Source organism: Kitasatospora sp. NPDC097605 (assembly GCF_040302725.1).
GTDB lineage: Bacteria > Actinomycetota > Actinomycetes > Streptomycetales > Streptomycetaceae > Kitasatospora.
The window spans coordinates 56,294-77,296 of sequence record NZ_JBEOSF010000023.1; the positions used below are offsets into that span (position 1 = coordinate 56,294).

General features: G+C 72.7%; 16 protein-coding genes and 2 tRNA genes. 9 read left to right on the forward strand and 9 right to left on the reverse strand.

Annotation, left to right across the window (positions count from 1 at the left end; translation table 11 throughout):
- Window positions 1-64: 64 nt before the first annotated feature.
- From ABTX81_RS39725 to ABTX81_RS24775, 3 genes are all read left to right on the forward strand, one after another.
- Complete coding sequence (locus ABTX81_RS39725) at window positions 65-253, forward strand: FAD-dependent monooxygenase (protein ID WP_502892842.1); 189 nt, start codon at window positions 65-67, stop codon at window positions 251-253.
- Between the two features lie 145 nt (window positions 254-398).
- Window positions 399-1,772, forward strand: coding sequence for a glutamate--tRNA ligase (gene gltX, locus ABTX81_RS24770; RefSeq protein WP_350549422.1), 1,374 nt, complete (start codon window positions 399-401; stop codon window positions 1,770-1,772).
- Between the two features lie 188 nt (window positions 1,773-1,960).
- Window positions 1,961-2,467, forward strand: a complete 507-nt coding sequence (locus ABTX81_RS24775) for a cupin domain-containing protein (protein WP_350549326.1) — start codon at window positions 1,961-1,963, stop codon at window positions 2,465-2,467.
- Window positions 2,468-2,518: 51 nt separating this feature from the next.
- Here ABTX81_RS24775 and ABTX81_RS24780 read toward each other — a convergent pair whose 3' ends face one another.
- Complete coding sequence (locus ABTX81_RS24780) at window positions 2,519-2,812, reverse strand: hypothetical protein (protein WP_350549328.1); 294 nt, start codon at window positions 2,810-2,812, stop codon at window positions 2,519-2,521.
- A 157-nt stretch (window positions 2,813-2,969) separates the two neighbouring features.
- Here ABTX81_RS24780 and ABTX81_RS24785 point away from each other — a divergent pair, with 157 nt between their 5' ends.
- Both ABTX81_RS24785 and ABTX81_RS24790 read left to right on the forward strand, forming a co-directional pair.
- A complete protein-coding gene (locus ABTX81_RS24785; protein WP_350549330.1) occupies window positions 2,970-3,518 on the forward strand; it encodes a DUF7919 family protein in 549 nt (182 codons plus the stop codon).
- Window positions 3,519-3,769: 251 nt separating this feature from the next.
- Window positions 3,770-3,853, forward strand: a tRNA-Leu gene (locus ABTX81_RS24790).
- A 57-nt stretch (window positions 3,854-3,910) separates the two neighbouring features.
- On the opposite strand, the gene ABTX81_RS24795 is transcribed toward ABTX81_RS24790, so the two are convergent.
- From ABTX81_RS24795 to ABTX81_RS24805, 3 genes are all read right to left on the reverse strand, one after another.
- A complete protein-coding gene (locus ABTX81_RS24795; RefSeq protein ID WP_350549332.1) occupies window positions 3,911-4,588 on the reverse strand; it encodes a hypothetical protein in 678 nt (225 codons plus the stop codon).
- Window positions 4,589-4,665: 77 nt separating this feature from the next.
- Window positions 4,666-4,737: transfer RNA gene (locus ABTX81_RS24800), tRNA-Glu, on the reverse strand.
- Window positions 4,738-4,838: 101 nt separating this feature from the next.
- A complete protein-coding gene (locus tag ABTX81_RS24805; RefSeq protein WP_350549334.1) occupies window positions 4,839-5,465 on the reverse strand; it encodes a TetR-like C-terminal domain-containing protein in 627 nt (208 codons plus the stop codon).
- 114 nt (window positions 5,466-5,579) lie between these two features.
- Between ABTX81_RS24805 and ABTX81_RS24810 the strand changes: the two genes are divergently transcribed.
- Complete coding sequence (locus ABTX81_RS24810) at window positions 5,580-6,632, forward strand: alpha/beta hydrolase (RefSeq protein WP_350549336.1); 1,053 nt, start codon at window positions 5,580-5,582, stop codon at window positions 6,630-6,632.
- A 71-nt stretch (window positions 6,633-6,703) separates the two neighbouring features.
- Here ABTX81_RS24810 and ABTX81_RS24815 read toward each other — a convergent pair whose 3' ends face one another.
- A complete protein-coding gene (locus ABTX81_RS24815) occupies window positions 6,704-10,483 on the reverse strand; it encodes an endonuclease/exonuclease/phosphatase family protein (protein ID WP_350549338.1) in 3,780 nt (1,259 codons plus the stop codon).
- Window positions 10,484-10,599: 116 nt separating this feature from the next.
- Complete coding sequence (locus tag ABTX81_RS24820) at window positions 10,600-11,049, reverse strand: peptidase inhibitor family I36 protein (RefSeq protein ID WP_350549340.1); 450 nt, start codon at window positions 11,047-11,049, stop codon at window positions 10,600-10,602.
- 297 nt (window positions 11,050-11,346) lie between these two features.
- Between ABTX81_RS24820 and ABTX81_RS24825 the strand changes: the two genes are divergently transcribed.
- On the forward strand, window positions 11,347-11,589 hold the full coding sequence (locus ABTX81_RS24825) for a hypothetical protein (protein ID WP_350549342.1): 243 nt from the start codon (window positions 11,347-11,349) through the stop codon (window positions 11,587-11,589).
- A gap of 60 nt (window positions 11,590-11,649) precedes the next feature.
- Here ABTX81_RS24825 and ABTX81_RS24830 read toward each other — a convergent pair whose 3' ends face one another.
- Window positions 11,650-14,340, reverse strand: a complete 2,691-nt coding sequence (locus ABTX81_RS24830; protein WP_350549344.1) for a glycoside hydrolase family 3 C-terminal domain-containing protein — start codon at window positions 14,338-14,340, stop codon at window positions 11,650-11,652.
- Window positions 14,341-14,503: 163 nt separating this feature from the next.
- Between ABTX81_RS24830 and ABTX81_RS24835 the strand changes: the two genes are divergently transcribed.
- Entirely contained in the window at window positions 14,504-15,148 is a 645-nt protein-coding gene (locus ABTX81_RS24835; protein WP_350549346.1) for a TetR/AcrR family transcriptional regulator, read from the forward strand.
- Between the two features lie 9 nt (window positions 15,149-15,157).
- Here the strand turns inward: ABTX81_RS24835 and ABTX81_RS24840 are convergent, their stop codons facing one another.
- Window positions 15,158-16,081, reverse strand: coding sequence for an RNA polymerase sigma-70 factor (locus ABTX81_RS24840; protein WP_350549348.1), 924 nt, complete (start codon window positions 16,079-16,081; stop codon window positions 15,158-15,160).
- A 58-nt stretch (window positions 16,082-16,139) separates the two neighbouring features.
- Window positions 16,140-16,613, reverse strand: coding sequence for a carboxymuconolactone decarboxylase family protein (locus tag ABTX81_RS24845; RefSeq protein ID WP_350549350.1), 474 nt, complete (start codon window positions 16,611-16,613; stop codon window positions 16,140-16,142).
- Between the two features lie 231 nt (window positions 16,614-16,844).
- Between ABTX81_RS24845 and ABTX81_RS24850 the strand changes: the two genes are divergently transcribed.
- On the forward strand, window positions 16,845-20,870 hold the full coding sequence (locus ABTX81_RS24850; protein ID WP_350549352.1) for a hypothetical protein: 4,026 nt from the start codon (window positions 16,845-16,847) through the stop codon (window positions 20,868-20,870).
- Window positions 20,871-21,003 lie beyond the last annotated feature (133 nt).

The window sequence follows — 21,003 nt, forward strand, 5'->3', positions numbered from 1 at the left end:
CGCGAGCGGGTCGCCGAGCGGATGGGGGGCGCTGCGCCGCTCGACCGACTTCTCCGCCGACGTGATGGCGCAGGTCCACCTGGACGTCTGGTCCGCCGGCCGCGCCGTCCTGCTCGGCGACGCCGGCCACTGCGCCTCCCCGCTCTCCGGCCAGGGCACCGGCCTCGCCACGGTCGGCGCCTACGTCCTCGCCGACGAGCCGGCCCGGGCGCCCAGGCGGCCGAGGAATCGGTCGAGCGGGCGAGGAACGTGATCGGCCTGGACGCCGCGCAGACCCCGGTGACGGGCGCGGGGCGGGGTGCGCGTGCCGGGCATCCCGTCCCGGCCCGATACCCTTGGGTTTCATGACCGAGGTATCCCGTCCCGTCCGCGTCCGTTTCGCTCCGAGCCCCACCGGCATGTTCCACGTCGGCGGTGCCCGCTCGGCGCTGTACAACTGGGCGACGGCACGACAGCAGGGCGGTGTCTTCGTCCTGCGGATCGAGGACACCGACGCAGCCCGCAACAAGCCCGAGTGGACCGACGGCATCATCAGTGCTCTCGCCGCGATCGGCATCCACGAGGGAGACCCGGGCTTCGAGGGCCCGTACTTCCAGTCCGCCAACGCCGACAGCCACCGCGCCGCCGCCGAGAAGCTGTACGCGGCCGGCCGGGCCTACTACTGCGACTGCACCCGCGAGCAGGTCGCCGAGCGCTCCGGCTCCGCCCAGACCGGCTACGACGGCTTCTGCCGCGACCGCGCCCTCGGCTACGAGGAGGGCCGCGCGCTGCGCTTCCGCACCCCGGACGAGGGCACCACCGTCGTGGTGGACCTCATCCGCGGCGAGCCGGCCTTCCCGAACTCCGCGATCGAGGACTTCGTGATCGCCCGCGGCGACGGCAGCCCGGTGTTCCTACTGGCCAACGTGGTCGACGACCTGGAGCAGGGCGTCACGGAGGTCATCCGCGGCGAGGAGCACCTGTCGAACACCCCGAAGCAGCAGCTGCTGTGGGAGGCCCTCGGCGCCACCCCGCCGGTCTGGGCGCACCTGCCGGTGATCGTCAACGAGAAGCGGCAGAAGCTCTCCAAGCGCCGTGACAAGGTGGCGCTGGAGGACTACCTGGCCGAGGGCTACCTGCCCGAGGCGATGGTCAACTACCTGATGCTGCTGGGCTGGGGCCCGAAGGACGACGTCGAGATCCGCCCGTACGCGGAGCTGGAGCAGCTGTTCCGGATCTCGGAGGTGAACGCCGCCTCGGCCTTCTTCGACGTGCAGAAGCTGCGCTCGTTCAACGGCGAGTACATCCGCGCCCTGTCGGTGGACGCGTTCATCGCCGCCTGCGCCCCGTACCTGGCCGCCGACCGCGCCCCGTGGGCGGCCGAGGCCTTCGACGCGCAGGCCTTCGCCGAGCTGGCGCCGCTCGCGCAGTCCCGGATCGCGGTGCTGGGTGAGATCGTCGAGCAGGTCGACTTCCTGTTCCTGGCCGAGCCGGTCCAGGACGAGCAGTCGTGGGCGAAGGCGATGAAGAACAAGGACGTCGCGCTGGCCCTGCTGCGCACCGCCCGCGAGAAGCTCGCCGCGGTGGAGGCCTTCGAGGCCGCCGCGCTGAAGGACGAGCTGGAGGCCGTGGCCGCCGAGCACGGGCTGAAGCTGGGCAAGGCGCAGGCGCCGATCCGGGTCGCGGTCACCGGCCGCACGGTGGGCCTGCCGCTGTTCGAGTCCCTGGAGGTGCTGGGCCGCGAGCGGACCCTGGCCCGCCTGGACGCGGCGGCGGAGCGCCTGGCCGCCTGACGGCAGTGCCTCTCCGAGGGCCGTACCCCGTTGCCGGGGGGTACGGCCCTCGGGTGTTTCCTGGGGCGGAATTGACCCATGATTCTTCTCCCGAAATGCACCTCATCCAGGGTCTCTGTGTCTCCTAGAGTGATCATCACAAGGTCGCGGCAGGGGAGCCGGGACCGCCCGAGACGGGGAGAACCACCGTGAACGCCATCTCGCAGAAGCCGCTGCTGACCCGCGCCGCCACCGCCGAGACCACCAGCGACCCGAGCAGCGTGATGACCCTGCTCGCCGACTGCGGCACCGACGGCAGCCCGGTCACCAGCTACCGCTCCACCTTCGCCAAGGGCGCGGTCGGCGCCCCGGCCCACTTCCACACCCGGGCCTCCGAGCTGTTCTTCGTGATCGGCGGCTCGCTCCAGGTCCTGCTGGACGACAAGGTCGAGCTCCTCGGCGCCGGCGACCTCCTCCTCGTCCCCCCGCACACCCCGCACGCCTTCGCCGCCGCCCCGGGCTCCGAGGCCGACGTCCTCTTCGTCTTCACCCCGGGGATGCCCCGCTTCGACTACCTGCGCCTCCTCGGCCGCGTGATGCGCGGCGAGGTGAGCCCCCAGGAGATCAAGGACTCCTCCGAGCGCTACGACAACCACTACGTCGACAGCCCTCTCTGGCGCGCCACCCTGGAGGCGGCGGCCGGCACCGGAGCATGAGGTTGTTGTCGCACGGGAAGTCGGGCGGGCCGACTTCCCGCGCAACGGAGGTCACTTGACGAAGACGGAGGCGCCGAATTCCTGGGTCGCCTGGCCGCCGGGCGGAACGACCGCGATCACGTAGCCGGTGCAGTTCGGGCCGTTGTAGACGAGGGCGTACTCGTCGGTGTTGTTGCTCGCGACCAGGGGGACGACCGGGGCGTTGTAGCAGCCGCTCGGGTTGTCGATGAACGTGTTGGGCGCGATGAAGAGCTGCCCGTTGGCGGCGAGGGCCGTGCCGGGCAGGGCGAGGGCTATGGTTCCGGCGGCGGCGAGGGTGCCGAGGACGGTCGCGAGACGTCGCATGCTGACTCCTAGGGGGTCGGAGGTCGGGGCGAGCGTGCCCCGAACACAACTTCTCCGCCGCCAGGAATGGCCGCAATCCGCGCGCGCCGAGCGGGCGATGCGTATGCGTGCGAATGGGTGTCCGGGAAGGGGGTGGTGCCGCGTGGTAGACAGCGTTGTGACGTTCTTCCCAGATCTCAGCCCCTACAGTTACCTGGCCGAGGACGGCGTGGCCCATGCCGGCGGGTCCTATTACGCTTCGTTCGTCCCTTCCCGCCGACGCATCAATGTGGGTTGGCTGAGCGGGCGGCACGGCTACACGACGGGGCCGGTCCCGGACGGTTTTCTCGTCAGGCTCCTGGACATCCGCCGCTGGCAGAACGTGAACCTGACGCGGGGCTTCCATGTCTGCGAGCTGTGCCCACCCGGCAAGGAGAAAGCGGGCTTGCTGACCGTGGAACACAAGGGCGATGTGCTCCACCTGGGGAACGGTGAGATCCGCGTCCCCGGTACCTCCGGGGAGGTCTTCGCGGCGCCGACGCTCATAGCCCACTACGTGGACGGCCACGACTACCTGCCGCCGGTGTCGTTCATCGACGCGGTGCTGCTCTGTCCTGACGGATGGATGTCCGGGCCGGACGCGCCCGGCGTGCCGGCCGATGCGACGAGGTACGACTACAGGTCTCCCGGCGACGGCGGCGACGGCGGCGACGCTCGACGGCCGTGATCGTGCCGTGAGTTCGTGGAACCTCAGGTCAGGACGAGTCTCGGGGTGCGGCCGTAGGTTCGGTCGGCGGAGGCGGAGCCTGCAACAAGATCCTGGAGACGGGTGGCATGTTCTACCTGCTCCCTCCGGGCCGGTCCTCCTCTTCCCCGCCTCCTCCTGGCAGGCCTTCCTCACCTCCCTCCGGGACGGGTCGCTCCCCGTTGGTTAGGACCACCCCTCGGGATGGGCTACTATTTACCCATCACCCAGTTGCGCGGGTGGCGGAATAGGCAGACGCGCTGGATTCAGGTTCCAGTGCCCGAAAGGGCGTGGGGGTTCAACTCCCCCCTCGCGCACAAAATCGAGGGCCCCTCACAACTCTGTGAGGGGCCCTCGAGGTTTTCCGCCGGCCGTCAGTGCTCAACAGCCCACGTTCGCAACCGAGTCACCGCCTCCTCCCGGGACAGCGGGCCGTGTTCGAGGTGCAGCTCCTGGAGATGGCGGGTGGCCGCGCCGATCAGGGGGCCCGGAGGCAGGCCGAGCAGCTCCATGATCGCCCTGCCGTCCAAGGCCGCCGGAACGTCCGCGAGCTGCCGGCGCTTCTCGAACTCCGCCTCGGCACGCGCCGCTCTCTCATGCTCCTCGTGCCACTCGTCGTAGCTCGCCGCCCACTGGGCAGCGCGGCCGGCCGACCGCCAGCCGTCCATGTCCTGCTCCCGGCCGAGCCCCACCGCCAGGAACAGGTCATGGCCGCTCGGGACGACGCCGAGCAGGGCGAGCGCGGCGTTGATCGGCCAGCCCTCCCGTGGACCGCTGAAGTCCCGGCTGCGGACCGGGCCCCACACCTTCGCGCCGGCCCGCCACACGGCGGCGGTCTGGTACCCGTCTCCTCCGTGGAAGTCCGCCTCCACAGAGGCGATCGGCCCGCCCTCGGAGGACCAGGCGCTCAAGGTCCCGTCGAGGAGCTGTCCGGTGACGGGCAGCAGTCCCATGCGCTGTCGGAGCGGGGCGACCACCGCCTCCCGGATCCCGGAGGCCACGTCCCGGAGAGCGTCGAAACCTCCGACGACGGCGCTGAGTTCGTACGACATCCCCGCAGCGTAGACGTGGGGCGGGTGAACGCAGAACGGGGGCGGTAACCGTCATCACGGTTACCGCCCCCGAAGGTTGGAGCGCCGGGCCCGAATCGAACGAACGCTTCCCGCTGAAAGCGGGCGTGCTGCCATTGCACCACCGACGCCTGACCGACCGGGATCCGCTCTCGCGGCCCGCCCTGTCGACATGGAAAAACTTACCAACCGATGATCGAAAACCGAAATCGCCGGTGCCGGTGCTGGCTGCCTACGACCGCCAGCCCTCGGCCCGTCCCCCGCGCAAGCCGTCCAGCACCAGGTCCGCCAGGCGCTCCGGCAGGTCCGGTTCGACCGGGCGGTGGCCGAGCAGGGCGCGGGTCTGGATCGGGGCGCAGAGCAGTTCCAGGGTGAGGGCCGGGTCGGTGCCCGCCGGGAGTTCCCCGCGGTCGACGGCCCGGTCGACGAGGACACCGGCCTGGGCGAGGCGGGACTGCCAGAAGGTCTGCCAGGACGCGGCGAGGTCGGGGTCGTCGGAGCTGAACGCGGCGGCCCGGGCCACCGAGCGGCCGGCCGGGGTGGCCAGGTACTCGGCCAGCGCGCGGGCGAAGGCGGCCAGGTCGGTGCGGATCGCTCCGGTGTCGGGGACGGGGATGCCCTCGCTGCTCCCGGCCAGCATGGCGTCCAGCACCAGCTTCTCCCGGCTGCCCCAACGCCGGTACACCGTCGTCTCGTTGACTCCCGCGCGGGCCGCGACCGCGGCGACGGTGAGCCGGGCGACGCCCTCCTCGGCCAGCACCTCCATGGCGGCGGTCAGCACGGCCTGGCGGACGCGCGCGGCACGGCCGCCCGGGCGGCGGCGGATCGGCTCCGCGGGCTCCGGCGCTTGCTCGGTCATGTGGTGATCACCTCGGACACCACCTTAACGCAAGGGGGCTTGCGTTAAGAGGGGTTCGGGCGCATCCTCGTTAAGGCAAGAGTTCTGGCTTTAAGCGCAGCAGGAGGCACCACCATGTCCTTCACCTGGCCCCTGGACCCGCAGGACCTGTTCGTCGAGCGCTATCCGCAGATGACCCTCGGCCTGCCCGCCGACGAGGTGGACGCGGTCCGCGCCGCCGTCACCGAGATGTGGCCCGACCGGCCCGGCGGCTGGGTGCACGAGTGGTCCGCGCTCGCCGCCCGCCACGCGGCGGCCGGCAACCACCGGTCGGCCGCGCAGGCGTACGGCTGGGCCAAGTTCCCCTCGCTGGCCGACGAGCCGAAGCGCACCGCGCTCGACCGCCAGGTCGAGCAGTACGTGCTCGCCGCCCCCGGCTTCCCGGTGGAGTTCGAGCGCCGGGTGCTCACCGTCCCGTACCGCGGTGGCGAGGCCACCCTGCCGGTCCACCTGATGGCCGCCCCGGGGCTGCCCGCCGACGCCCCGGTGGTGCTCGCGAGCGGCGGGGTGGACTCCTGGAAGACCGACCTGCACGGGATGTGGGAGCAGCTCGCGCTCGCCCTGCCGGCCCGGCTGCTGCTGTTCGACCTCGCCGGCACCGGCGAGACCTCCCACCTGCCGATGACGCCGGACGGCGGCGCCGAGGTGGTCGACGGTCTGGCCGCGTACGCCCGGACGATCGGCGACGGGAGGGTCGGCCACTTCGGCATCTCGATGGGCGGCTACTACTCCGCCCGGGCCGGACTGGCGGGGACCGTGGACGCCTCGGTGGTGCTCGGCGGCCCGGTGGAGCGCTCGTTCGCGCCCGGCCGCGGCTTCGCCTTCGGCATGGACGGCATCGTCGGCAACGCCCTGGGCTTCGACGCCGTGCCGGACGCGGCCGAGCTGGCGCGGGCCTTCGCGCCCTTCGACCTGCGCCCGCTGCTGGACCAGGACCTCAACGGGCCCATGCTGGTGGTCAACGGCACCGAGGACGTGCACGTCCCGCTGGAGGACACCACGGTGTTCGAGGGCCGCCGGGACACCCGGGTCGTCCTGATCCCGGACACCGGCCACTGCGCCATCTCGCGCTTCGGCGAGGCGATGGCCGTGATCGTCCCCTGGCTGAAGGACACCCTGGCCCGCTGACCGGTCCCCGGACGGGCGACGGCCCCCCTGCGTGAGGGCAGGGGGGCCGTCGGTGGTCTACCGGGCAGCGGTCACTGGGTGACCGGGCGGAAGAGCCAGTGGAGGCGGGCGGTGGCGGTTCCGGGGCGGGTGATGGTGACGGTGTCGACGGTGGTGCTCTGGGTGAGGTCGAGGTGCTCGTCGGGGCTGGAGAAGTTGGACAGCAGGGTGCCGTTGGGGCCGTCGTCGACCTTGCACCAGAGGTAGCCGTCGTCGTTGGACCGGTAGTCGCCCATGGTGACGGAGTCGCCGTTCTGCGGGGTCCCGGGGTGGGCCCTCGTGGAGTTGACGTACTGGCGGTCGTGGACGAGGTAGAAGCAGTTGTCGGTCGGTCCTGCGGAGATGGTGCCGAACCGCTGGGAGTCCCCGTGCGAGTCCGGGGCCAGGTAGACCGGGTAGGGCGCGATCTCCAGGTCGTCGACCGCGAGCGCCGGGGTCGAGCCGGTGGAGTCCGTGGCGACGATCTCGGTGAGGGCGGTGGCCTCCTGGGGGTCCTGGAGGAACCAGCGCTGGTTGGCCGTGCCGTCCTGGTCGCGGGCCACGATGCCGAGGCCCGGGCCGAGGTCGGTGAGGAACTGGCGGGTGACGTAGTTCTGCAGGGTCCAGGTGCCGTCGCCCTGGCGGGCCGGCTGCCAGAGCTGGTCGAGCGCCGGGTTCGGCCACAGCACCGTCCGCGCGTCGCGGGCCCCGCCCTCCTGGCCGAGGTAGCGGCCGGCGTAGGGCACGTTGGCGTGGAAGATGCGGTAGTAGCCGCTGTACTCCGGGTCGGGCGACAGGCTGAACACCTGTCCCTGGACGCCGGCCCGGTTGACGGGCTGGTCACTGACCGCGTGGGTGCTGCTGCCGGGGGCGGCCACGTTGGTGGTGGCGGCGTTGCGCAGTACGGAGGGGCCCGCCACCGGCACCGTCGTCCCCAGGCCGGCGCCCGGCGGGTTCGGCAGGTTGCCGACCTCCATCACGACAGGGTAGTGGTCCGACAGCAGCACGGCGTCGGCCCGGTTGATGCCGAGGACACGGGGATTCGCGGCGCCGACGGGAGTGACCGCGTAGTCGAGGACGCGGTCCGGGGTGTTGTTCCCCAGGCGCCGGATGGTCGGATGGGTCGGCAGCCCCGGGGCGGTCACCGTGTACTGGCCGCCGATCGCGGTGGCCAGCGACGTGTCCGCCGCGTTCGGGTCGTCCGGGGGCAGCGGGATCCGGTTGAAGTCGCCGATGGCGATCCAGGGCAGCGGGCTCCGGTTGGGGCCCGCGGTGGCCATCCGGTCCCGGATGTTCGCCAGCTGCCCGGGGTCGTCGTTGCCGCTCCCCGAGAGGCCGTGCACCGTGAAGTACACGACGCCGTCGACGTTGATGCCGAGCGCGGGCCGGCCGGTGAGGCCGTGGTTCAGCCCCGCCCCGACGACGTACACGTCCTGCGGCTGGATCCGCGTGCGGCTCAGGAGGGCCATGTTGACCCGGCCCACGTCGGTGTTGGTGGCGGAGTCCGTGTGGAGCCAGTACAGGTATCCCTGCGGCCTGGTGGCCGTTCCCCCGTACCGGTACTCGCGGACCGGGGGGATGCGGCCGCCCCAGTCGAAGAAGACCGGCGGGTCCTGGTCGATGTTCCGCAGGAACACGGCGCCGCCGGGCGGGGCGCCGGCCTCCTGGAGGGCGACGATGTCGGCCCCGTTCTGCAGCGCCAGCTGATTCACTCCCAGCGTGTACTTGTTCTCGTAGGCGGCGTCGCCGTCGCCCGGCAGGCCGGTGGTGCCCGCGCCCTGCATGTTCCAGGTGACGATCGTGCGGCGGTTGCCCACCCGGGGGTCGAGTTCGCCGCCGGCGTCCCGCAGGAACAGCGACGACCGCTTGCCGACGTCGGTGGGGACGACGCCCTTGCCGGCGAAGTCGAGGGTCTCCCGGCCGGTCCAGTCCGGGATCGCCTGGCCGCCCTGGCTCAGCGGCTGGAACTGCCTCGGGTTGCCGTTGGCGGAGCCGAACTGGAAGGCGGTGCCGGACTGGGTGCCGTACGGCGCGTACGGCTCGAACGGGCCGCCCGGCGTCGCCTGCTTGACCATGGTGTTGTTGTAGAAGACGTTCTGCGGGCCCGAGGAGCCGGACCACTTGACCGCCTTGGGGCCGGCCGCCCACCAGACCGGGTACCACGTCCCCTCGTCGATCTCGCCGCCCTCGCCGCCGCAGTTGGTCAGGCAGTTGCCGGAGCGGTGCTCGTACGGGACCCGCAGGGTGTTCTGCTCGAACAGGTTGTTGTGCTCCCACCCGCCGTGCAGGTTGAGGTCCGAGTCGAGGTCGTTGCGGAAGGCGACGTTGCCGCTGGCCGACCACTGGAAGGTGAAGTGGCGCAGGTTGCGGCTGAGGTTGTAGGCGTACAGCGAGTCCCAGACCCGGCTGCCGCGCAGGTAGCCGTTGCCGCCCTTGCCCTTGTTCCAGGCGCCGTCGAAGCTGTTGCGCTCGATCTGGACGTTGCGGGCGTCCTCGGTGACGATCGGGTGCGAGCCGGTCATCTCGGCCTTCAGCCCGCGCGCCCAGTCGTTGGCGGCCCACTTGAAGACGATGCCGTGCATCGCGTACTCGGGCGCCATGTTGCCGTAGTTGTGCACGGCCTGGGCGGGGGTCAGGCTGTAGGTGCCGCCGCCGAGCTTGGGCAGGCCGGTCATGTCCTGGGAGAAGGCGAAGTCCTCGAAGCCGACGCCCTCGACCACCTTCAGCGGGGTGACCTTGCTGGCATAGGGCTTGTCGCCGAGCGCGGGGGAACCGTCCGAGGTGGAGTCGACCGGGACGTCCCACTCCAGCGGGCGGTCCAGGGTGACCGTCTTCGCGGCGGCGTCGATCGCGTTGACCCGGAACATCTGCTGCCGCATGTGGAGGTTGTCCATCTGGCTGCGGTCGGAGACGCCCTGCTGCTCGTAGAACTTGACGCTGTTGGCCGCGCCCACCCAGACGTAGCCGCCCAGGGAGAACTTCTTCATGTCGGCCTTGGGGTCCAACTGCACGACGTTCTGGCCCTGGCGGGCCGCCCAGCCGGGGTCGGAGGCCGGGGCGGCGACCTTGATGCCGGAGGCCCAGTGCTGGTTGACGCTGCCCTCGAAGATGTCCTTGCGGTTCGCCGGGGCGGCGGCCCAGTCGTCCTGGTAGCGGTCGGCGATGTCCCGGGTCTGGACCCGGAACAGTCCGCGGCCCGGCCAGATCCAGCCGCCGGTGCCGACGTCGCTGCCGCTGCCGGCCTTCATGCTGTCCTGGTCCCAGCGGCCGTTGACCAGGGTGTCGTAGCGGGTGTTGACGTCGGGCCGGAACACCAGGCGGGTGCCGCCGTCGCCGGAGCCCCGGCCGCGCAGGACGAGGTAGTCGGCGTCCACGTAGATCTGCCGGCTGACGTCGATCCGGCCGGCGGGCAGGGAGATCAGCGAGAGGCTGTTGAAGTTGGCGTTCGGCGAGCAGTCGGCCTTGACGTCGTCGATGGCCTTCTGCAGGCCGGTGGTGTCGTCGGCGCCGTCGTCCGCCCGCACGCCGTACTTGGCGGCGAGCACGTCGGGGGTGATCCGGCAGGCGGCGTTCCCGGTCAGGTCGCCGTCGCCGGGCAGAGGCCGGCCGCCGCGGAAGCCGACGCGGGACCAGTCGGGCATGCCGGGGGGCGGGCCGGTGCGGTTGGCGGAGCTCAGGTCGGGGCCCTCGGCGCCGGGGCCGGCCGTGACGGCGCCGGCCGGGGCCGCGGTGGCGGGCGCCGTCGAGGCGAGCGCCGTCGAGGCGAGCGCCGGCAGGGTGAGGGAGAGCAGCAGGCCGGACAGCAGCGCGGCCGTTGGTCGTAGGCGTTTCACGGGACCTCGTTCCGGGGGGTCATGGAAGTGCCCCCGGCTCCTTGGACGAGAGACGGGGGCGGTGTGGTGGGTGGTCCGGTCCGCCGGGTGTGGCGCCCGCGGACCGGACGCGGATGCTAGAAGCAGCCGAACCGCAGGCTGGAGATCCGGTCGTTCTTGTAGTAGTTGGAGCCGCCGGCGTCGTAGTCGCCCTTCGCGCCCCAGCTCCAGGCGGCGGTGTAGTCGACCTGGGACGGGTGCAGCTCGCCGTAGGGGTCGTCCCAGAACTCGACCGAGCACTGCGAGTTGTTGATCCAGGAGGACACCTGGTTGTCGGCCAGGACCCCGTTCAGGAAGTGGACGCTGTGGAGGCGCACGATGAGCGAGCCGCTGCCGGCGGGCGGCGGGGTCACGATCGCCTTCGAACCCGTGCCGCCGCTGTTCTGGTAGAGGCAGAGCGCCCAGTCCGGGCAGCCGTCGTACGGGGGGTTGGCGGCGGAGGCCGGCGTCGCCGCGAGGAGCATCATCGCCCCGGTGATCGCACCCGCGACGGCGGTGGTCGCCAGCTTGAAGGATTTGAGGGCCACGGTGGGACTCGCTTTCCGGGTTCTGCCTGCGGCTGTGGCACAGGCGGAGGTCAGTGCTCGCGCGCGACGGGCCCCGGGCCGGGCTCGTCGCACCGCAAGAGTGGCTCCGCGGAGGCGGCGGCGGCATCAGTCAAATGACTGCGGAGCGCCGAGGCCCCGGCCGGGGGAGGAGTCGGGGCGTCGGGGCGGGAAACGGCCCAGAAACCTGGGATGTCGCCGCACCGGTCACCGGCGCGAGGATGTGGCACGCGCCGACAGCGGCGCTTCCCGTCCGGTCGCACCGAAGGAGCCCACCGCATGAGAATCCGTCGACTGGCCGGCATGGCGGTCACCGCGGCCGTCCTGGCCCCGCTGCTGGTGCTGACCGCCGGCACCCAGGCGAGTGCCGGGGAGCAGTCGGCCGCGCCGATGCCTCCGCAGGTGCCGTTCGAGGTGTCGCAGTCGCGCTACGAGCAGTGCCAGGCGATGTGGAACGTCAACTACTGGTCGGGCGGCGCGGCGTTCGCCACCGGTCAGTGGTACGCCTGCATCGGCGGCTGACCGGGCCCTTCCCGGACAGCCTCGGGGGAACGGGGGGACGGGGCTGTCCGGGACGGTGGCTCAGGCCTGGGCCCGTGCGGCGCTGAGCTCGCGGTGGGCGGTGACCAGCCGGTCGATGTCCTCCGGCGTCACGCTGTTCACGAACGCCGGGATGCGGCCGACCGGGAGGCTCGCGCCCATCGCGCCGATGAGCGGGTCGTCGGTGTCGATGCCGACGGAGTCCGCCATCGCCCGCATCGCCGCGCCGATGATCTGCGCGCCGACCGGGTCGGCCATCCAGTCGCCGACGGTGGACTCCGCGGTGAGCACCGGGCGGTAGCCGTCGGCGGCGCAGTCGACGGTGGTGCGCAGCCGCAGGTCACGGGAGGAGGCGCCGATCCGCAGCTCGAACTCCCCGCCCTCGACCCGCCAGCGGTGGTCGCGCACCGACCAGTGGGCGAAGGAGCGCTCGTCGAGGGCGATCGTCACCCGGGCGCTCTCGCCGGGCTCCAGGCGGACCTTGGCGAAGCCCTTCAGCTCGTGCTCGGGGCGGCGCACGCGCGGGGCGCGCTCGTGCACGTACAGCTGGGCGACCTCGGCGCCGGCCCGGGCACCGGTGTTGGTGACGGTGAAGGAGACGTCGAAGCGGTTGTCCCCGGTGGGCGTCACCGTCAGGCCGTCGTAGCCGAAGGTGGTGTAGCTGAGGCCGTGGCCGAAGGGGTGGGCGACCGGTACGCCGAGCGTGTCGTAGTACCGGTAGCCGACGAACAGGCCCTCGCCGTAGTGGACCTGGCCGTCCGCGCCGGGGAAGTGCAGGTGGCTGGGGTTGTCCTCGAGCCGCAGCGGGACGGTCTCGGCGAGCCGGCCCGAGGGGTTGTCGAGGCCGAACAGCAGCCGGGCCAGCGCCGTTCCGCCGGCCTGGCCGAGCAGCCAGCCCTCCAGGACGGCCCCGACCCGGTCCTGCCACGGGGTGAGCCGCACCGGCGCGCCGTTGGAGAGCACCACGGTGACGTCGGCGCCGGCGGCCCCGGCGGCGGCGGTGACGGCGTCGAGCAGGGCGAGCTGGTCGGCGGGCAGGTCGATGTCGGTGCGGTCGAAGCCCTCGGACTCGTACGTCTCGGGCAGGCCGAGGAAGAGCACGGCGTGCCGGGCGCCGCGCACGGCCTCGACGGCCTCGGCGACCAGGGCCGGGGCGGCCGCGCCGTCCAGGGTGAAGCCGGGGGCGAAGCGGATCCGCTCCGGGTCGGTGACGGTCGCGCGGATCGCGTCCAGGGCGGTGTCCAGGCGGGTGGGCACCACGTGCGAGCTGCCGCCGCCCTGGAAGCGCGGGGTGCGGGCGAACTCGCCGATGACGGCGACGGTTTCGGCGGCGTCGGGGGCGAGCGGCAGCAGGCCGCCGTCGTTCTTGAGCAGCACGGCGCTCTGCACGGCGGCGGCGAGGGCCAGCGCGTGGTGCTCGTCCTCGTCGTAGCTCCCGCCGGGCACCCGGGCGGCGGCGGTACGCGCCAGCAGGTCCAGGACCCGGCGGGCGGCGGTGTCCAGGGCGGCCGGGTCGAGCGAGCCGTCCTCGACGGCCGCGACGACCAGGGCCTCCCGGCCGGAGGGCGGCATCTCCAGGTCGAGGCCGGCGGCGAGCGAGGCGACCCGGTCGGCGACCGCGCCCCAGTCGCTGACCACCGCGCCGTCGAATCCCCACTCGCCGCGCAGCAGTTCGGTCAGCAGCCAGTGGTTGCGGGCGGCCGGGACGCCGTTGACGGTGTTGTAGGCGGCCATCACGGTGGTCGGGCGGGCGGTGGTGACGATGTGCTCGAAGGCGGGCAGGTAGATCTCCCGCAGGGTGCGCTCGTCGACGTTGGCGCTCACCCGGAACCGGTCGGTCTCCTGGTTGTTGACGGCGAAGTGCTTGAGCGAGGTGCCGACGCCCCGGGACTGCACGCCGTTCACCAGGGCGGCGCCGATCCGGGCGGTGAGCAGCGGGTCCTCGGAGAGGTACTCGAAGTTGCGCCCGCCGAGCGGGGAGCGCTTGATGTTGACGCCAGGGCCGAGGACGACCGAGACGTTCTTGGCGACGGCCTCCAGGGCGATGGCCCGTCCGAGGCGCTCGGCGAGCTCCGGGTCCCAGGAGGAGCCGACGGCGCAGGCGGGCGGGTAGCAGGTGGAGGGCTCGCTGGTGCCGATGCCGAGGGCGTCCCCGTCCTCGGGCTGCTTGCGCAGGCCGTGCGGGCCGTCGGTGAGCATGACGCTCTCGACGCCGGCCTCGGGCAGGGCGCGGGTGTGCCAGAAGTCGCCGCCGGAGGTCAGCGCGGCCTGCTGCTCGGTGGTCAGGGCGGGGTGGTGGCTCTGGTCGGTCATGCGTGTGCTCCTTCGGGTGCTGGGTCGGTGGGGCGGGGGCGGGGCGTCAGGCCCCGGCGAGCCGGCCACCGGCCAGTCCGTGCGCACGTGCGGCGCACCGGACCTGACCGCCTCGACGGCCGGCCGGCGGGCCCGGACCGGGGCCTCGGTGGTTCGCTCGTCCGGGGCCGGCGGGCCGGCCGGCGGGAGCGGCATCGTGGCGGGGTCGACACGGCCGAGCAGCAGGTCGAGCAGCGGCGCCATGACGGCGAGCATGGTGGGCTCGTTGGTGGTGCGGACGTGGTCCACGCCGTCGGCGTGGACGGGGGAGGCGGCCTCGATGACGCGGGCGAACCGCTCGCCCGCGTCCGGGGCGGTCCAGCGGCCACCAGTCGCTGGTGGTGTTGCCGCCCTCGGTCTGGTGGCCGGGGGTGGAGGCACCCCGGAGGAAGCCCTGGGGCGGGGTCTGTGTCATGACGCCTCCTCGGCCACGTCGCGCAGGGGTTTCCTCACCCTAGGCACGAAAACATGACAGTGCAATGCTTTCGAGGGTGAAAACCTGGCGCCGATATGTTTTCGTGCCGCGGCCGGTAGACTCCGCCCCATGAGCAAGCCTCGGGGGCCGTACGCCAAGACCTCGGCGAAGCGGCGGCAGATCATCGACGCCGCCCTCGCCGCCTACGCGGAGGCCGGCAGCCGCAACGTCTCGCTGCGCGACATCGCCCAGCGGGTCGGGATGACCTACGCCGGCGTGATGCACCACTTCGGCAGCAAGGAGGCCCTGCTCACGGCCGTCCTGGAGGCCCGCGACGCGGCGGCCGAGGAGCGCTTCGGCCCCGAGGCCGGGAGCACCGAACTGCCGCACTCGGCGGTCCTGCGGCACAACGCGTCCACCCCGGGGCTGGTCAAGCTCTTCGTCGACCTCGCCGCGGCGGCCGCCGAGCCCGACCACCCCGCGCACGACTTCTTCGAGCAGCGCTACGAGCGCCTCCGCGCCCGGCTCGCCGAGCGCATCGAGCAGGGCGTCGCCGACCCCGTCGACGTGGACGCGGCCTGGCTCGCCCGGATCTTCATCGCCGCCGCCGACGGCCTCCAGCTCCAGTGGCTGCTCAACCCGGACATCGACATGGCCGCCGACATCGAGCGCCTCGGCGACACCCTGGTCGGTCCGTACCGGGCCACCGGCCCCGCCCGGGAACGCCCGGCGCCGGACGCTCCCGAGGAGGGGCGCCCGGCGCCGACGGCGTGAGCGGGCCGGTCAGTTCCCGGCGCGGCGGGCCCGCTTGAGGGCGTGGTGCACCGCCCAGGCGTCGGCGACCGGCCCGAGGTGGGCGAGCTTGTCGGGGTTGATGACGGAGCGCACCGTCTGGATCCGGCCGTCCACGACGTCCAGGACCAGGGTGTTCAGCACCCGTCCGGCCTGGTCGCGGAAAACGGCGCCCGGCTGGCCGTTGACCTCGTGCGGCTCGAAGGTCACGTCGATCCGGGCCATCAGCGGCACCACGGCCGCCAGCAGCCGGGCCACGTTCGCGGCGCCGGCGACCGCCCGGGCCAGCTGCGGGGTCTTGCCGCCGCCGTCGCCGACCATGGTGACGTCGGCCGCCAGCAGCTCCTGGAGGCCGGCGATGTCGCCCTCGCTCAGGGCGTCGAAGAAACGCGCCGCCAGCTCGTCCCGCTCCTTGCGCTCGGCCTCGAAGCGCGGCCGGCCGTCCCGCATGTGCCGGCGCGCCCGCACCACCAGCTGGCGGCAGGCCGCCTCGGAGCGGCCCACCGCGGCGGCGACCTCGTCGAAGCCGAAGCCGAACACCTCCCGCAGCACGAACACCGCCCGCTCCAGCGGGCTGAGCCGCTCCAGGAGCAGCAGGGCCGCCATCGACACCGAGTCCGCCAGCTCGGCCGCCCGGGCCGGGTCCGCGTAGGGGTCGGCTAGCAGCGGCTCCGGCAGCCACGGCCCCACGTACTCCTCCCGGCGCACCCGGGCCAGGCGCAGCACGTCGATCGCGATCCTGGTCACCGTGGTGGACAGGAACGCCTTGACCGACGTCGGCCGGGTCGGCGAGGCGTCGTAGCGCAGCCAGGCCTCCTGGACGGCGTCCTCGGCCTCGCCCACGCTGCCCAGGATCCGGTAGGCGATCGAGAACAGCAGCGGCCGCAGCTCCTCGAACTCCTCGACCTTGCTCACGCCGGCTTCCTCCCCTTCGAACGGTGACGTGCTGTCGATCATCGGACGCGCGGCCCGGTCAGTGGAACCGGCCGGCCACGTAGCCGCCCGCGGGCTGCCGGGTGATGACGTTCGCCCGGTTGGCCAGGTTCATGAACGCGATCAGCGTGACCAGGGCGGCCAGCTGGTCGGCGTCGTAGTGCTCGGCGGCCTTCGCCCACACCTCGTCACCGACCCCGCCGGCTCCGTCCGCGATCCGGGTCCCCTCCTCGGCGAGCGCCAGCGCGGCCCGCTCGGCCTCGGTGTAGACGGTGGCCTCCCGCCACGCCGCGACCAGGTTCAGCCGCAGCGCGCTCTCGCCCGCCGCGGCGGCCTCCTTGGTGTGCATGTCGATGCAGACGGCGCAGCCGTTGATCTGGCTGACCCGCAGCGACACCAGCTCCTGGGTGGCGACCGGCAGCGGCATGCTCTTGAGCTCCCGGCCCAGCGTCATCAGGCTCTTGATCAGCTTGCCGCCGGTCTCGGTGGCGAAGAAGTCGAGTCGCGCGTCCATGGTGGGTCTCCCTCGTGGTGGTCGGTGCGTCAGGTGCTTTCACTCCCTGGGACGGGACAGCCCGCCGTCCTGTGACACGCGCCGGTGCAAGAGATTCGTGCGGGCCGGATCCTGACGGCCCGAAGCCCGGGAAATACCCGTTCGGCACGGCCCGTGGCGGTCGCTAGAATCCGCCTGCCCACGAACTCTGTGATTGTCATATGAGTCGGGACCTCACCCCTGGGGGGAACCATGAAGCCGCTGCCATCGGGCAGCCGCGTACGCCACGGGCGAAGAAGGGCCGGCACCGCCGCTCCGGTCGCCCTGCTGCTCGCCGTCCTCGCCACGCTGGTGGGCCAGGCCGGCCCCGCCGCCGCCGTGGCGCCGCCGACGGCCACCGCCTCGCCCCAGCCGGGCGCGGGCACGAACCCGGCCGCCGATCCGGCCGCCGCCCCGTCGGCCGCCCCGAGCGCGGCGCCCGCCGCCGGGCCGACGCCCCCGCAGCCGGTGGACCCCGAGGCCCGGGCCGCGGCCGCCGCCCGGGAACTCCAGCAGGCCGACCCGACCGGCCCCTGCCCGACGGCGCTCACCGCCGGCACGGTCGTCGTCTGCGCGGTCGAGCCGGGCACGCCGCAGTCGTTCTCGCTCGATCTGCCCCAGGCCCAGGATGTGCTGTTCGCCCGGATCCTGACCTCCGGCGGTTCGGCGCGCTGGAGCCTGCTCGGGCCGGACGGCGCGGCGCAGAGCTGCGAGAACCAGTCCGGCGGGATGGTGCGCTGCGCCACCGCGCAGGCGGGCACCCACACGCTCCAGGTCACGCAGGAGTACGGCCTGCCGGGCAACCTCTCGGTCGCCTACCGGACGCTGCTCGCGCCCGGAGCCTGCCGGACGGTGAGCGCGGCCGACCTCTCCCTCGCCGCACCGGCCGTGCTCCACAGCGTGCTGCCGGCCGGCTCCGCCGGCGACTGCTACCTCGCCGAGGGCCTCGCGACCGGAGACCGGCTGCGCACGTACGTCACCAACTCCGTCGAGCGGGCCGTCCACGACGCCACCGGGCGGCAGGCCTGTTCCCCGTACAGCGGCGGCAATCCGCACTCCGACTGGTGGGACTGCACGCTGGTCGGCCAGGCGCCGTTCCGGGTCACGGTGAGGGAGAGCTACTACAACCCGCCGCAGGGGTACGACCTCACCCTGACGCGGTTCGCCGACCGGCAGGACTGCGTGGTCGTGGAACCGCAGGCCTTCGGCACCTCGCCGGACCTGAACCAGACCGCCCGCTGCCGCACGCTGCGCATCCCGGAGAAGGACCGGTACTACTTCGCCGCCGTCACCGCGACCAACCCCGGGCTCACCGGTGAGCTGTTCGCGCCCGACGGGAACTGGGCGAACGTCGGCTGCTCCCAGGACTACCCCTGCGAGCTGGCCCCCGGTGACCACACCTGGGTGGTCGACCCCCGGGCCGCCGCCGCCGACCAGGGCTTCGGCGTGGTCCTCCGTTCGGCCAGGGAGACCAGGGGCTGCACGGCGACCGGTGACACGGGCCTGGTGTCCGGCGCGGCCACCGGCTCCTTCGGTGCCTCGGGGCGGGCGTCCTGCCTCCTCCTGCCCACCGCCACCGGCACCGGCCTCCACCTGCTCAACCGGCCGTCGAACCAGATGGCCGCGGCCGGTTTCACGGTGCTCGACGCGGCGGGGGCCAAGCAGTGCGAGAACTACTGGGCGGCCTCCAGCACGATCTGCAAGCTGACCGGGACGGCGCCGTTCCGCGTCCTGCCGACCGGTGTGCCGAACGAGTCGTTCCGGCTGGTGGTCCACCGCACCGGTGAGACGGCGGGCTGCACGGCCTGGCCCCGCAGCGCCTTCGACGGCGGCTGGGGCGTGGAGGTCACGCCCACCCAGGCCGCGCCGCAGCTCTGCCTCGGCCTGCCGGCCGACCAGCACAGCACCGCCGAGTCCGTCGACTACACGAATTCCACCAACACCGGTGGGGCCTACCTGAAGGTGGTCGACCCGCAGGGCAACGTGGTCTGCGAGGGCAGCGCCTTCACCTGTGCCTTCACCGCCGGTACGTCCTACACGACGCTGGTGACGGGCGCGTTCGGCGAGACCTACAAGCTGGCCCGGCGGGACATCTCGCCGAGCGCCGACTGCCTCGCGCCGAACGCCACCACGGTCGGCGGCCGGTCGCTCCCGCTGGACCTGACGTCGACGCTGGACGCCCGCTGCATCCGGGTCACCGCCGCCGCCACCGACCGGCTCTGGCTGAGCGCCCGGTCGACCGCCGGCCGCTACGACCCGACCGTGCAGCTCCAGGTGGCCGACAGCAGTGGCCGGACGGTCTGCGTTCAGTTCGGCTACGGATGCAAGGTCACCGGTTCGAGCTCCTACACGCTGGTCGTGCTCGCGGCCGGCTACAAGGGTGCTCCGATCCACACGAACGTAGACACTTGGCGGGTGGGCACCGTGGACGGGTGGGCGCCGGAGTGCACCGCCCACCCGTTCTCGGTGGCGGGCTTCCCGCTGCGCAACGGGCTGCTCACGGAGTCGTCGTCGGCGTACTGCGCGGTGGTCGACATGAAGCCGTGGCAGTCCTTCAACCTCTTCGGTAAGAGCTCCGCGCCGTCTGCGGAGCAGCCCCTCGTGGAGCTGATGGGGCCCGAGTGGAACGAGCCCAACCCCTCCTACACGTGCAGCACCGACTTCGGCCAGATCAACAGCCGGTGCAGCGCCCACTCCAGCGCCACCGCGGGGCAGGCCGTCCTCCTGGTCGCCCCGGGCAGTGCCGCGACCCCGATCGAGTACAGCATGCAGGGGTCGTGCGACCACCGGTCCATCGTCCGCACGTGCAGCGGGCAGCCGAACATCGTGGCCATGAACTCGATCAGCCCCGCCACTGGCGTGGCCGGGACGCAGACCCAGGTGACTGTCCGGGGCTACGGCCTCACCCTGGGCACCAAGCTGCGCCTGAAGGGCAGCGCAACCTCCTCCCAGTTCGACCTCAAGCCGATCTCGGTGAACCCCGAGGGCACCGAGGCCCACGTCCTGTTCGACACCTACGGCCTCCAGCCGGGGGTGTACGACGTGCTGCTCGACGACGGGAGCACGGGCATCACCCTGGCCAAGGCGTTCACCGTGACGCCCGCGCCGGCCGCGAGCAAGGGCCGGTTCGTGCCGGTGTCGCCCTCGCGGATCCTGAACACCGTGCTCGGGGTCGGCGCGCCGGCCGGCCGGGTCGGCCAGGGCGGCGTGGTGTCGCTCCAGGTCGCCGGCGCGGGCGGGGTTCCGGCCACCGGGGCGACCGCGGTGGTGATGAACGTGACCGCCGTCAACCCGACCCGCAGCAGCGCCATCTCGGTGTATCCGAGCGGCCAGCGGGTGCCGGACCTGCCGACGGTGAGCTTCGCCGCCGGGCAGAACGTCACCAACCTGGTGACGGTGCCGCTGGCCAACGGCAGGGTGGACCTGCGCAACGCCTGGGGCGAGGTCGACCTCGGGGTGGACGTCGTCGGGTACTACACCGACAGCACCACCCAGGGCTCGCTGCTGAGCCCGGTGTCGCCGACCCGCATCCTGAACACCGTGCTCGGGGTCGGCGCGCCGGCCGGCCGGGTCGGCTGGGGCGGTGTGGTGCCGCTCAAGGTGACCGGCGTGGCCGGGGTGCCGAGCAGCGGGGTGACGGCGGTCGTGCTGAGCGTGACGGCCGTCAACCCGACCAGGACCGGCTTCGTGACGGCGTACCCGCACGGCGAGTCGGTGCCGGACGCCTCGGTGGTCAACTTCGCCGCCGGGCAGAACGTGTCGAACCTGGTGACGGTCCCGGTCGGGGCCGACGGCAGGGTCGACCTGTACAACGCCTGGGGCGAGATCGACCTCGGGGTCGACATCGTCGGCTACTACGGCGCCTCGGGTGCCACCTACACGCCGTCCTCCCTGGTGCGGCTGATGGACACCCGCACCGGTGAGGGCGCCCGGGCCGGCGCCCTGGGCGGGGACGGCGACGTGGTCAGCCTGAAGGTGGCCGGCGTCGAGGGCGTGCCCTCGACCGGGGTGACCTCGGTGCTGATGAACGTCACCGCGGTGTGGCCGACCGACCGGAGCTTCCTGACGGTCCATCCGCACGGACAGGACCGTCCGGACGCCTCGAACATCAACTACCGTCCGGGCGAGGTCGTCTCGACGCTGGTGATGGTCCCGGTGGTCGACGGCCGGGTGTCGTTCGCCAACCAGTGGGGCAGCACCGATGTGGTCGCCGACCTGGTCGGATACTTCTCCGCCTGACAGGTGATGACCCGTCACCTGCATGACACCGCGCCGCCCGGAGCTCCGGGCGGCGCGGTGCGTTCTGCGGGACTCCGCTGACGGACCCACCGGCGGGACGCGGGGCCGCCCGGGTGGGCGGACCCGCGTCGGT